General features: G+C 42.2%; 8 protein-coding genes and 1 tRNA gene. 6 read left to right on the top strand and 3 right to left on the bottom strand.

The genetic code is table 11. The features are described 5' to 3' along the window. The first annotated feature begins 160 nt into the window (after nucleotides 1–160). Nucleotides 161–244 (top strand) — tRNA-Ser (locus LDL35_RS09120). 67 nt (nucleotides 245–311) lie between these two features. Beyond that, nucleotides 312–4,895, top strand: coding sequence for a PKD domain-containing protein (locus LDL35_RS09115; RefSeq protein ID WP_304021979.1), 4,584 nt, complete (start codon nucleotides 312–314; stop codon nucleotides 4,893–4,895). On the opposite strand, the gene corA is transcribed toward LDL35_RS09115, so the two are convergent. The 3 genes from corA to LDL35_RS09100 all read right to left on the bottom strand — a co-directional run bounded on the left by corA (nucleotide 4,892) and on the right by LDL35_RS09100 (nucleotide 9,898). Then, entirely contained in the window at nucleotides 4,892–5,962 is a 1,071-nt protein-coding gene (corA, locus tag LDL35_RS09110) for a magnesium/cobalt transporter CorA (protein ID WP_304021976.1), read from the bottom strand. The two genes, LDL35_RS09115 and corA, sit on opposite strands and share 4 nt — an antisense overlap. Before the next feature lie 20 nt (nucleotides 5,963–5,982). Further along, nucleotides 5,983–7,515: an amino acid permease gene (locus LDL35_RS09105; RefSeq protein WP_304021975.1), complete on the bottom strand. Its 1,533-nt coding sequence runs from the start codon at nucleotides 7,513–7,515 to the stop codon at nucleotides 5,983–5,985. A gap of 220 nt (nucleotides 7,516–7,735) precedes the next feature. Next, the gene (locus LDL35_RS09100; RefSeq protein WP_304021971.1) at nucleotides 7,736–9,898 is read right to left on the bottom strand and encodes a NosD domain-containing protein; all 2,163 of its coding nucleotides are present in this window, start codon (nucleotides 9,896–9,898) and stop codon (nucleotides 7,736–7,738) included. A gap of 100 nt (nucleotides 9,899–9,998) precedes the next feature. Here LDL35_RS09100 and LDL35_RS09095 point away from each other — a divergent pair, with 100 nt between their 5' ends. From LDL35_RS09095 to LDL35_RS09080, 4 genes are all read left to right on the top strand, one after another. Next, nucleotides 9,999–10,406 (top strand): bacteriohemerythrin, encoded by a 408-nt coding sequence (locus tag LDL35_RS09095; protein WP_304021968.1) that lies wholly within the window; start codon nucleotides 9,999–10,001, stop codon nucleotides 10,404–10,406. 67 nt (nucleotides 10,407–10,473) lie between these two features. Beyond that, nucleotides 10,474–12,495, top strand: a complete 2,022-nt coding sequence (locus LDL35_RS09090; protein ID WP_304021966.1) for an ATP-dependent DNA helicase — start codon at nucleotides 10,474–10,476, stop codon at nucleotides 12,493–12,495. Continuing rightward, the gene (locus LDL35_RS09085; RefSeq protein ID WP_304021965.1) at nucleotides 12,495–12,965 is read left to right on the top strand and encodes a methylated-DNA--[protein]-cysteine S-methyltransferase; all 471 of its coding nucleotides are present in this window, start codon (nucleotides 12,495–12,497) and stop codon (nucleotides 12,963–12,965) included. Before LDL35_RS09090 ends, LDL35_RS09085 begins: the two co-directional genes overlap by 1 nt. Further along, nucleotides 12,962–13,396 (top strand): molybdenum cofactor guanylyltransferase, encoded by a 435-nt coding sequence (locus LDL35_RS09080; RefSeq protein ID WP_304021963.1) that lies wholly within the window; start codon nucleotides 12,962–12,964, stop codon nucleotides 13,394–13,396. The genes LDL35_RS09085 and LDL35_RS09080 overlap by 4 nt, the downstream gene beginning before the upstream one ends. Nucleotides 13,397–13,437: the final 41 nt, after the last annotated feature.

The raw sequence follows: 13,437 nt of genomic DNA, 5'->3' as shown, positions 1-13,437 counted from the left end.
ATTTTCTATAAGTGTAGTGATCTGCCGGGCATAATTGCCGGGCCAAACTCATAGAAGGGTAAGGAAAAATGAGTCATTATAATTTCAATAGTGATGTCAGATATCTTTATGATTACGATATTATTATCAAACGGAAGTGATAACATGTTTAAGCACCTGTGCCGAGGTAGTCTAGTCCGGGAAGGCGGTGGTCTCGAAAACCACTGGTGGTAACACCTCGGGAGTTCAAATCTCCCCTTCGGCGTTCATTTTTAAGATAATAATTTTTATATATAAAAACCCATATGGTTATATCACGATGGGTTGGGCATATGAAATTATGTATTAAATCAGGAATAGTCGGGGTAATTCTATTATCTTTGATCCTGTGCATTGGTACATCCACTGGAGACATTCCTCCAATCAGTGTGCAGAATGCGCATTCAACCATTACTGCAGACTTTTCTGCTGATAAGCAGGAAGGAAAGGTTCCTTTTACGGTTTCCTTTACCGATCTCTCTACTGGAATACGCGACCACTTTGAATGGTCATTTGGTGATGGTGAGAATTCATCAGAACAAAATCCGATTCATACGTACTTCGCACCCGGTGTATATACGGTCTCGTTGTCCGTTTCAGGTACTGCCGGTTCAGATAAAAAGACAAGAATTGGATATATTTCGGTTTCAGAACCTGACTCAGAATCAGTCTCATCGCCTGAGCCGGTTCTTACAGAGCGCACCGAAAGCACCGAGTCTCCTATTGTTGTTCAGAACGGAGAGATCACAGAACCTGACGATCAGGTGACTGTTCTGAAAGCGCCAGAAGCAGTACCCGAACAGAATGAACCTACAACTCCTGTACCAGTTCCTGTAGGATCATCGATCCATGCTGATTTTTCAGTCGCTGATGGAGTTGGTCTTTCTCCTCTGAAAGTCAGTTTCATCGATCTTTCAACAGGGCCGGTTTCTTCGTGGTTATGGAACTTTGGTGATGGGACCACATCAGCAGCAAAATCTCCAATACACATTTATCAGACTGATGGAACATATGATATCACCTTGCACATTGAAGGTGATGGAAGTTCTGATACCATTACAAAAACCGGGATTGTTCAGGTAATAACTCCGGTGGTGTCATCATTTACTGCTGAACCAACTGAAGGAACCACCCCCCTGCAGGTCAGGTTTAAAGAACAGACTTCCGGAACCATAGTCTCGAGGGAATGGTCATTTGGTGATGGATTATTTTCAGAACTTGAAAACCCGGTCCATGTATATGAAAAACCTGGAACCTATGAAGTATCTCTCAAAGTGACCGGTATCCATAATGAAGATATTCTGACCAGACCTTCCTATATCATTGTTCACCCTGACCTTCCACCACCTACCCTGGCCCCAACAACTCCCACTCCGGAACCTACACCTTCTTTTTCATCTGTTCCTGAACCAGTATTGCCAACACCCATAGCAGAGAATATCCCTGTTCTTTCGGAATCTGTTTCTTCTCCTGCCCCTGAAGAATCGCATAACCCTTTCCCTGTCGTGTCTGAACAAGTACTTCCAGAGCCTGAAGAAATTGTCATACCTGATATCGCCAATCAAATTCCAGAATCATCTGAAGGTACTGAAGATACAGGAGAAACTATTGAACCAAATACAACAGCCGAGTTATCTGAGACATCTGAACCAGTAACTCCTGTATCAAAACCTTCTGTGGATTTTGTATTTACACCTGAGTCAGGAGATGCTCCACTTTCGGTTCAATTCACCGATACATCAACCGGAGCGTATGAAACGAGATATTGGGACTTTGGCGATGGCTCGAACTCTACTGAACCGGCTCCCACTCATATATTTGACAATCCCGGGGATTACCCGGTACGTCTTACTCTGTATTATGCCGGCTCTGAAGAAAGTGTTGAAAAATCTTCAGTCATATCTGTACTATCACCACCAAAGACCCCGGTTGCAGATTTCTCTGTAAGTAGCACAGAAGGGACTGCACCCTTTGCCATTGTATGTACTGATCAGTCTGAAGGGGTAATCACTGAATGGATCTGGGACTTTGGCGATGGTAAGGTACTCAGAGGTAAAAACCCGACCCATACCTATATCACACCCGGCCAGTATTCTATTACGCTGACCGTCAGGGGACCTGGCGGGAAAGATGAATTGCGTAAAAATGCAGTTATAAATGTACTTGAGGCTCCTCCAGTACTCAAAGCACTATTCTCTGCTGATCCGGTCCAGGGATCTGTTCCCCTTGATGTGTCATTCCATGATGATTCAACAGGTATAATTACTGCATGGGACTGGGACTTTGGTGATGGGATTTCATCGTCTGAACAAAACCCTGCCCACGTGTATACCAGCCCTGGAACATATCATGTAAAACTGAGCATTACTGGTCCGGATGGTACAGATGTTCTTGTAAAAGAGAATTTCATCGTCGCAGAAAAATCTATTGAACCAGTCCGTGCGTCTTTCTCGGCCCTGCCTATTTCAGGAGATGCACCACTTACGGTAGCATTTACAGATAAATCCACAGGTGATGTCGAAAACCTGACATGGTTCTTTGGGGATGGGTTAACTTCCAATGAGAAGAATCCTGAGCATACCTATACAAAACCTGGTATCTATACCGTTCGTCTGAATGCAGACGGACCAGGTGTGAATGATAGTGTGGAAAAGACAGACCTGATCTCTGTTCTTGGGTCTGCTCTCTCCCCTGAATTAATAATTACTGCAAAACCCGCGAAAGGAACCGCTCCTCTCACCGTCACATTTGGGAAGACAGATATCGGCAATGTGATGAGTTCTCAATGGAGTTTTGGTGACGGGAATACATCCAGTGATGCCTCGCCTGTACATACCTATACATTGCCTGGTGTGTATACCGTAAGTCTTACTATTCAGGATGTAGAGGGACAATCCCGCACTATTACCAAGAATGAATTTGTGAATGTCACAACGCCAATCCCGCCACCGGTTGCGAATTTCTCAAGTAATGGTACAGAAGGCTATGCCCCGTATTCAGTCAGGTTCACCGATCAGTCACTCGGAGAGATAACTGAATGGATCTGGGACTTTGGTGATGGTTCCTCTGCAAAAACACAAGATGCTGTTCATACCTACAATGCCACCGGTTCATACCTTGTTTCACTCAATGTCAAAGGTCCTGGTGGAGAGAACCGATATTCTGCTCCTCAGCCGGTTTTGGTTAAGGAACCAGTTCCTGTAATTCCTGAATCGAAAGCTGACAATATTTCACCGGTTCAAACAAGAGGTGAGGAGCCTTTCATTATTTCTTATGAGTCGAATCAATCGAATCAATCACTAATAGTTGTCCCGGTTATTTCTGAACCAATGGTTGTTCCAAATCGTACTAGTCTGAATGTTCCTCCTAATGAATCTTCAGATAATCAGAGTGCCCGCATAAATAGAACAGAAAAAATAGAGCAGGAGATGCCGATCCCAGTAAATGAGACAGAAACATTTACCAGTGTATCGAAACCTGAGTCAGAAAGAGCTCCTGATACGAAGGAAAGATCTGAAATACAAATTCCGGAGATCATAGTATCAGAAAAGACTGGTCCTGCCCCTCTTACCGTTGATTTTAGTTCATCATGGGCAAAGGAAAATGGAACCTATCTCTGGAAGTTCGGAGATGGAATGACCTCGAATGAATCAGAAGTTACTCATACCTATACAAAACCGGGGATCTATTCCGTTCATCTGACTCGTGAATTTGAAGGAAATACACAGGAGATAATCAATACCAATCTTATCAATGTGACCGAATCCATATCAATCCCAATTGCATCATTCTCTGCCGACCCGGTATCCGGCCCGACACCGTTGCATGTGACATTCAGAAGTGAATCAACCGGTACAATATCAGATTGGAAATGGGACTTTGGAGATTCATCCCATGGAACTGGTGAGACGGTAACCCATACCTACACCCATCCAGGTATCTATACCGTCAGTGTTCAGGTTCATGGTCCTGATGGCTCTTCGACGGAAGTAAGAGAAGATTATATTACAGTAGGTACATCGCTTACGCCACCACAGGCACGATTCAGAACAGATAAACGAACAGGATATGCACCATTAAAGGTCCGGTTCACTGACCAGTCACTAGGGAAGGTATCTGACTGGAAATGGGACTTTGGAGATGGAGAGATCTCTCCTGAAAGAAACCCGACTCATGTATTTAATAAGACAGGTGTCTATTCAGTATCATTGACAGTTTCCGGACCGTCCGGAACAAATCAGGTCAGCAGAAAGGGATATATTGTAGTTTCACCTGAACCAGAACCCCTTGTTGCTGGTTTTAGTCTGAAACCATCAGAAGGAATAGCTCCCCTCTCTGTACAGTGCACCGATGAATCTACAGGAAGTATCAACCGGTACCTCTGGGAGTTTGGAGATGGAGCGGTTTCAGAGACCAGACATCCATCTCACCGGTATACCGCACCTGGTTCATATATTATCAAGCTCACGGTGTATGGACCGTCAGGTGTCAGTTCAGCTGATCAGGTCGTGACAGTGGGACCGACCTATTCAAAATCTGGCCGGATGAATCCATCCATATTATCTTCAGACAACAGCAAGAGAAACAATCAATCTGACTTGAAAGATTCAGATTTATCGGAGACATCCAAACCAATTGCAGACTTTGTTATCAATAAAAAGAGTGGAAAAACTCCTCTGTCCATCAGTTGTGAAGATCGTTCTACAGGAACGATTGAGTCATGGTCATGGAACTTTGGTGATGACAGTAATTCTGTTGAACAGAATCCGGTTCATACATATACCAAGCCAGGGACATATACCATATCTCTGACTGTAAAGGGTCCGTATGGTGTATCAACAAAAAAATTGCGTGATGCAATTCAGGTTTTTGATTAAATCCATTTTTTCCATCTGAAAATTGCTGCCATACTGGTCGTAATGAGGATCATTATCCCAAAAATGATCAAAGGTCCGTCAGGGTGATCAATGCCGGGGAGATATGAGAAATTCATTCCATAGACTCCGGTAAGAAATGTCAGTGGGATAAAGATAACTGCGATAACAGTCAGAACACGGACGATCTCATTGGTCCGGTTTGATACTGAGGAGAGATATATTTCCATGATTCCTTCAGCCATTTCCCGGTGAATATCAAGATCTTCAGAAATTTTTATCACATGATCATATACATCTCTCATGAATATCCTGGTTGAATCTGTCAGGAAATCAGAATCAGATCGTTCCAGGTGCATAATAACATCCCGAAGTGACCAGACCTGTCTCTTAAATTGTATGAGTGTATGTCGAAATGATTGTATTTCAATGATGATGTCCGGATTTGGATCATGAACAACCCTTTCTTCAAGTTTTTCTGACAAATCCTCAATTCTTTCGAGACCAAAAAAATAGGTATCGACAACGGAGTCGATAATTGAATACATCAGGTAGTCGATGTCATGTGTTCTGAATTTTCCATTTGGGAGAGTGATACGGGTTTTAATGTTTTCAAAAGGGTTGCTGGTTTCTGATATTGATATAAGCAGTTTTTCTTTCGTAATGATGTTTATCTTCCGTGATTGCAGTTCTGAACCATTACTGATGATAATATCAAGAATTATAAATATTGCATTACCAAAATCTTCAACCTTCGCTCTTCCTTTGGTATTGAATACATCTTCAGCAATTAATGGATGAAGGATTGCATCGGACAGGATCTGATTTATCATTTCATTATCTTTCAGTCCTGAAATGTGTACCCAGCAGATATCGTTTCCGGATCGTATTTGCGAAATGTCAGATGCTTGTATCTCTGGAAAAATGGTAAATCCTTCAGCAGAATATACCAGAGCAGTAATGTGTGTCTCTTCCGGTTCATGTTTCCCAATGTAAATCGGAATACCTGGCGGGAGACCGGTCTTTATTGAAACATGGTCCTCATATGGTACCTTCTTTACTGGTTGCATCTATGTACCAAAAATGGAGATTATGAGGTGTTATGCTTTTCCGGGAAGAGCTCTTCAAATGGTTTTTCATCTTCATGACGGATTTTTATGCCGCTTATCGTCCCGGTTTTTCTCCCTATGTAATAGATGAGCATGGGAACAGCCACTGCCGGGACGGAAAGATAAAGAGAGCCTCTTAAATCCTCATTGAATGCAAGGATGACCAGGGCAAATATCTCAAGAATTACACCGATCATTAAGGGGAACCATGGTGATAAGGGGGCCGGGGCTTTGATATCCTGCTTTGTATAGCCCCGTTCGTAAACACGCCTTCTGAATACCACTTGAGAATAACAGATAGATATCCAGCAGATAGCACCGGTAAATGCTGATACAGATAAGAGCCAGAGATACAGTTCACCTTCTCCATTTGAGAACCACCACATGCTCAGGACTGCCCAGCACATGAGAAGAGTAAAGAGTGTGGCATACATTGGCGTGCATTGTTTGTTCAGTCTTGAAAAAATTTTAGGTGCCATCCCTTCCAGTGAGAGGCCATACAGTGCTCTTACCGATCCATAAAATCCTGAATTTGCACAGGAGAATGCTGCGGTCAGAACTATGAATGATAAAATTCCTGCAACTTCTGTAAATCCGTATTTGGAAAGAGCGAGAGAAAATACACTGTCTGACAATCCCGCTTCCGAATATGGCAGGATCATGACAAGCAGGAGGATGGGGATGATATCCACACGCAGAATCCGGTATACAACCTGCCGACAAGCCTTTGGGACAACCCTGTCCGGGTTTTGCGTTTCTGCAGCGGCGAGTCCGACAATCTCTGAACCCTGAAAGTTTACAAGAATGAGAGCAAGGTTACTGATGAGGATAAAGACTCCGGCTGGGAAGATGTCTGTAAAGGGATCACTATTTGGTGGAAAAAGCACACTAAATCCTATAGGGCCTTCGGATCCAATTAAGCCAAGAATGATAAGAGCTGCAACAATGCAAAAGACTCCGTTATGAATGATTTTTATAAGCGACAGCGAACTCTCAACAAATCCGAATCCTCCTACATGAATAATATTAAGAAGGGTAATCATGGTAAGAAAGATAACTGCCCATGCAACTATGGGGAGCTGAGGGGCAAATACATGCATGATTATTCCCCCGGCCACAGCCTCGGATGGGATGTAGGCACACCAGTTAAACCAATAACTCCAACCGGTCCCGACAGCCCATGTTGGTGAGATGAATTCTGCGGAATGACTTATGAAATTACCCTGTCTGGGGACATTTACCAGCAATTCGGCAAATGACTGCATCACGGTCCAGATGACAAGACCACCTATGGCATACAAAAGAATAACACTGGGTCCCATTTCAGCAATAAGATAGCCTGAACCCAGGTAGTAGATTGAACCAATAATCCCTCCGATAGCAATCAGACTTGCCATCCAGGGACGGATACCACGCTGAAGTCGTAATGATTTTGCTCTTCCTGCAAGAGGTACCGGATTATCGACCGGTGTGTGTTCACATAAGCAGCCGGTATTTTCATCACAGCTAGTCACTATTGAAGCCCCCTCATCTTAATCATGCAAAAACAACCCCATTTTAATAATTTGCCCTTCATATCGCTTCTCGATTTTAAATACTCTGACAATAGTGCTTCCAAACTTCAGCATCTCAATAAAAAATAGTTTCTATTCAATTTTACGTTTAAAAACAGGATATTTTTAGATAAAACTGGAAAATTTATGTTCAATATTCTGATATCTCATATTCATTTTTTTATTTCTTTATTATTATATGAAATAATGAAACTACATCGTTCAGGTTAATTTTCCCATCGCCACTGAAATCATACAATGAACTGGTGTCACCAGATGAGACCTTATTCATATATAACACCACATCCTGCAAATCTTCCCTGCCATTCTGGTTCAGGTCGGTATTCAAGGTATATGATTCCATGGTATATTGAGAAGATAAGGGATGATAGTCAGTGTTTTGTAATTGTATAATATAAGGATCAGTACAGAAACCGTTTGCATCTGTAGTACATACATCAGAAAATCCCTCTCCTTCAGGATCTCCCCAGTAATTTCCGGCTGGATTCGTTGTATCAAAATTATCCTTGTTAGAGGTATTCCATGTGTTAATAGAATTTTTATCCTGAATCAGACAGTTTTTATAATTTTTAAATATATTATATGCAAAGAGGTTTTCATTTCCCGAAACCAATAAAAGCCCCCTGTTCGTATTATTGGTGAATGTATTGCGAAGGATAGTGCTCTGATTTGCCCTCATGATAAGCCCGGTATCCTCGTTATTGATAAATGAATTATCGTACAATTCTACCGGGCCTGAGAGGAGAACCGACCCGGCATAGGTATTGGAAAGAAACCTATTCTCAATGAGATTCAGATTATATGAGTCTGACACGAGTCCTGCATAGGAACATTCTGAGAATTGTGACCTGGAAACGGTGATATTGTCACACCCGCTCAAAGTAATCCCTGAAGGCATTCGTGATTTTATTCCGGAAATCCGTGTCATGTAGATATTTTTTAATACTCCTCCTGTTGCGTTGTGAAGATAGATGCCAGAAGGGCTTTCCTGACCATAGATTGATGAAAGGGTAAAATTATGAGTATTACTTATATAAAATCCGCTTACCAGGTTTCTTTCTGCATGAAGGTTATTGCATATCAGATTGGTTGTTCCAAATTCTGACCGAAGACCAATACCATTTTCTATGAAAGATATATCTGACAGGGTAAGGTTTGAACTGTTCGCAAGTATAATGCCTGCACAATTTTTTGACAACACGAGATCAAACAATCCAACATCCGATGAGTTTACGATGATAACCATCGAGGGGTTCATCGAAGGTCCAATCTTTCTGTCCCGGACATCTTTCAGATAGAGGAGTAATCGTGAGTCTATTGTATTGGTATTTGAGATATGGTGATTATAGTAACGAATATCTGAGGCAGAAATGTCAAATCCAATCCGGTTGTTTTTTATTGTATTTCCTGTCAGTGTCATGCCTTCAGAGTCTGACAGAGAGATCCCCATGGTACCTGAAGTGATAACATTACCGGTTATTACGGGCTGCACCACTTTGATCAGTTCAATACCTGATTCCTTGTTTTTATCCAGAATTGATTTTTGTATTTCTGGAGATGAACCTGATTGGATTAGTATTCCATCTCCTGAATTGGCAGAAATATCACAATCTGATATTGTTAGATGATCAGTTCCATTATCTGCTCTTATCCCAAATCCCGGATTGGTAGAGATCTGACTGGATATAATACTGGTTTCAGAAGAGTTTATAATATAAATACCACCTGAATTACTTTTTCCAGTCTTCCCATTCCCGGTGACCTGGGAGTTATTTATTTTTACTTTATTCGAATCTGATATCTGGATACCATATCCACCGGTAATTTCATTTCTGTTATTTTGGATCGTACAGCTGGTTATCTGTACATTCTCTGACGCATCTATCCGGAGTCCTGTTCTCATATGTGAGATGAGATCTGATTCTTCTAGGTTGATCTCATTGGATGCATCGATTACAACCCCTGTGTCAAAATCCTTCAGGATAATATTTCTGATGGTAATATTATGTATCATCATTTCCGGATGCTGTATTATAACTCCGATGGATCCAGGGGACATATTCCCTGTAATAATATTGCCACGCCCATCAAGGATGATATCTGAATGGGTGATATGAATCGATTCATTGACAAAAACAGATTCATTCAGATAATAAACTCCGGGTTTTTCTAATGTCTCAGGATAGGTTATGAGGATATTCTGATAAGAGGTATCATCACCAAAACAAAATCCCGAGATGTATACTATGAAAATAGTAAAAATAATGGAAATTTTTATTTTAGATACACTTTTCAGAATATAGGTGTTCTGTATAATATCCATAGTATCAATATATTTCTGTTCACATATAATTTTCACAGGAAAAACAGGTATCGTTCATTTGAGGAATACATATAATATGAAGGATGGATAGAGCTTTATCATGGCATTTCTTAAGTGGTCTGACTCCCTGAGTGTTCATGTTACCGAGATTGATGAGCAGCATCAAAAACTGATTCAGCTTATCAACATGCTTCACGATGCAATGCTGGAAAAGAAGGGAAAGGAAGTCCTTGGTAACATTCTGGATGAACTCGCAGCATATACGGTCTATCATTTTTCAACCGAAGAGAAATATATGCAGCAGTGTAACTACCCAGGACTTGCTTTTCATAAAAAGGAGCATGATACTTTTGTTGGGAAAGTTGAATCACTTATCCAGGATTATCAGGCCAACAAATTAGGGATAACCATTGAACTTATGACATTTCTTAAGGATTGGGTATCAAATCATATTCAGATAACTGATAAAAAATATTCAGAAACGTTCAATAAAAACGGAATTATATAATATATATTATATCATTTTTAGCGGTCTTTCGTATCGGCTTTAAGCATTCAGGGTCAATCAGCTACAGATGAATGAGTTGCAGGACTGGTTTGCCTATTCTTCATTTCGGCCCGGACAAGAAGAGATGTTACGGAGGGCTTTTGACACTGCCAGAACGGGTGGCGTCCTCCTCATAGATGCACCAACCGGATCAGGAAAATCTTCCGTCGTCTCTGCATTATTAGCCGGACGAAAAGACCGCCAGATAATAGTTGCAGTCCGGACCATATCTCAGCTTACCACCAATATACGGGAACTAGAACTCATTCGGAAAAAACAACCCGGTTTAAAATTTTCATATCTGGTTGGGAAAAGTTCGATGTGTCCCCTGGGTGGTTCAGGAGATACCTACCGGAAATGTGAGGCTGTCAAGGGATTCTCTACTGCGCTTATCCGGGAGCGGGCTGACCGGGGATCATTGGACCCATCGAAAGATAAGATTATTCTTGATCAGATAAGAAAAAATGATCCGGACCATCCAATCATCTGTCCGTTTTTTATCAGAAGCCGCATGGCAATTCAGAATGAAAAGGCCGGAGGTCTTCGTCTTGTTCCGTCTGATGCATGTAAACGCCTTTCTACCCAGGTTATTGAACGATGTATTAAACCTGACACATTACGCGAATCGTGTGGCGGGTTATGTCCCTATGAGGTCATGGCACAGGCTTCATTACAGGCTGATGTCCTCATCTGCAATTATCATCATATCATGGACGAGCAGATCCGGGGGCAGTTATACCTGAATCTGCAACGGGAACCTTCTGAAATATTGCTGCTCATTGATGAAGCACATAATTGTGGCGATGTGATGCAGGATATCATGTCAGTCAGTCTTGATCATCGGGCCCTTGAACAGGCAGATCATGATATTTCCTCAATAAAAAAGGATGTCAAAGACCTTGAAGCAATAAGACGGCTTATTCCTGGCATAAAAAAATTTCTTGATGGTCTTCGTCGGTCGACTGAAACTGAGGACTGGTTTGATCCTCAGTTATTCAGCCGGATGATTCTTCGTGAATCACTCTATGGTACTATGGAGGAGGTTGTCGATGATTTCATGGACCTTGCTGAAAATATTCGGGAGACAAACAGCAAAAAGGGTGATTTCAGAACAACCGGGATTGAACGACTCTCTGCTTTTCTGTACCGGCTTCACAACTCAGGAACTAATCCTGCATACCTTACACTTTTTCGAAAGGATAATGAGAATATCTACCTTGAAGTCAGAAATATTGATCCATCTCCTGCCCTCTCCACTCTTGCACGGGAACACTTCTGTTCAATATATATATCCGGAACATTAACGCCGCTGAGCAGTTATCAGCAGCTTTATTTCAGAGCTCTTCCTGTGGATTATCCGGTTACATCATTTTCACTTCCCAATCATTTTCCAAAAAAGAATCGGATGGTACTCACAACTGCAGATATCACTTCGGCGTATTCTCAGCGGCAGTCGGATGAAAATATGAAAAGGATGGTCTCTTACATTCTCACCTTCTGTACAATCCCTGGTAACCTTGGTGTATGGTTTCCCTCATACCAGATGCTGGAATCAGTAACCAGAGAAGTTGAGATGCATCTTCATGATCGTGAGGTATTTATTGAGCCCAGGGATAGCAGTGAGGCAGGACCATTACTGACAAGGTTTATGAGTCTGCCAGGGAAGGGGAAAAAAGGAATTTTATTTGCCGTTTGTGGAGGTAAATTTTCAGAGGGACTTGATTACCGGGGAGAGATGTTGACCGGAGCCATGGTCATCGGTCTCCCCCTTGCTCCGTGGAACCAGGTAAGACAGATGATCATGCACTATTATACCAGACAGTATGGTGAGGAAGGAAAATTTATTGCATACACACTTCCTGCGCTGAACAAGGTTCTCCAGGCACTTGGAAGAGTTCTCCGGACTCCGGAAGACAGGGGTGTGCTTATCATCGGTGATAACCGGTTTCTGGATCCCTCAATTAAAGAACGACTGCCAGGCTGGATGCAGGAGGAGATACAGGAAGTCAGTGTTCATACATTCCCTTCATTGTTAAAAGGTTGGAAGTAATGGAAGGATCTGCCAGGTTCGGACTCTGGTTTGTCTATATCAGATGGGATTCAGATAATGTCGTCAGCAGAATCCGGTTTGTCAGACAGAGTGTTTCCGGCCCTATTCCACTTTCTCTCTCACAGTATCTGGCTGGTAAGACGACTACTCTGTCTCCCCTAATCAGTCTTCATGAACAGGATGATACGGTATTTGGCAGGATTTACCGGGAAGTCAAGACAATCCCATATGGAGAGACAAGGACATACAAGGAGATCGCAGAATCTGTTGGAACCGGGGCACGGGTAGTTGGAATGGCAATGAAACGAAATCTTACCCCTATTCTGATCCCCTGTCACCGGGTTGTTTCGACCGGAGGTCTGGGTGGATATACGCCAGATATCTCTATAAAACAGGATTTACTAAACCTTGAGGAACGGGTCATAAAAAGAAGCAGGGTATTGAAAAAATCATCCATCCATTTATCATGATTTCAGCACTCATTTTGGTTGGCGGACTATGCACGAGGGTCAACGGATATCCAAAGTATCTGTTCACTTTTGAGAACAAGACTTTTTTAGAGAGACAGATCGAAGAACTCAGGTCATGTTCTGATGAAATCCTGGTAGTCTGCCGCGATGAGGACCAGGTAGCAGTTCTCCCTGTATTACATCAGGTCAGATATATTCAGGATTTGCGGAAAGGTCAGGGGCCGGCAGGAGGTATTCATTCCGGAGCCTGGCATGCAGAAGGAGAATATTTTTTTGTTACTGCCTGTGATATGCCATTCCTGAACTGTGTTGTTATCAGACACCTGATTAACGCTGTAAAAGGATTTGATGCCGCGGTTCCGGTATGGGAAGATGGTAGATATGAACCACTTTGCGCTGTATATCGTCGGGATGCTGTCAGAGAATTATAAGAAAAAAATGATGAACGACGTCTTTCATCCCTTATTCAGAA

This window comes from Methanospirillum hungatei, assembly GCF_020216685.1.
GTDB classification, from domain to species: Archaea; Halobacteriota; Methanomicrobia; order Methanomicrobiales; family Methanospirillaceae; genus Methanospirillum; species Methanospirillum hungatei_B.
The sequence above is the reverse complement of the archived record's forward strand: the minus strand, read 5'-3'. Positions and strand labels throughout refer to the sequence as shown.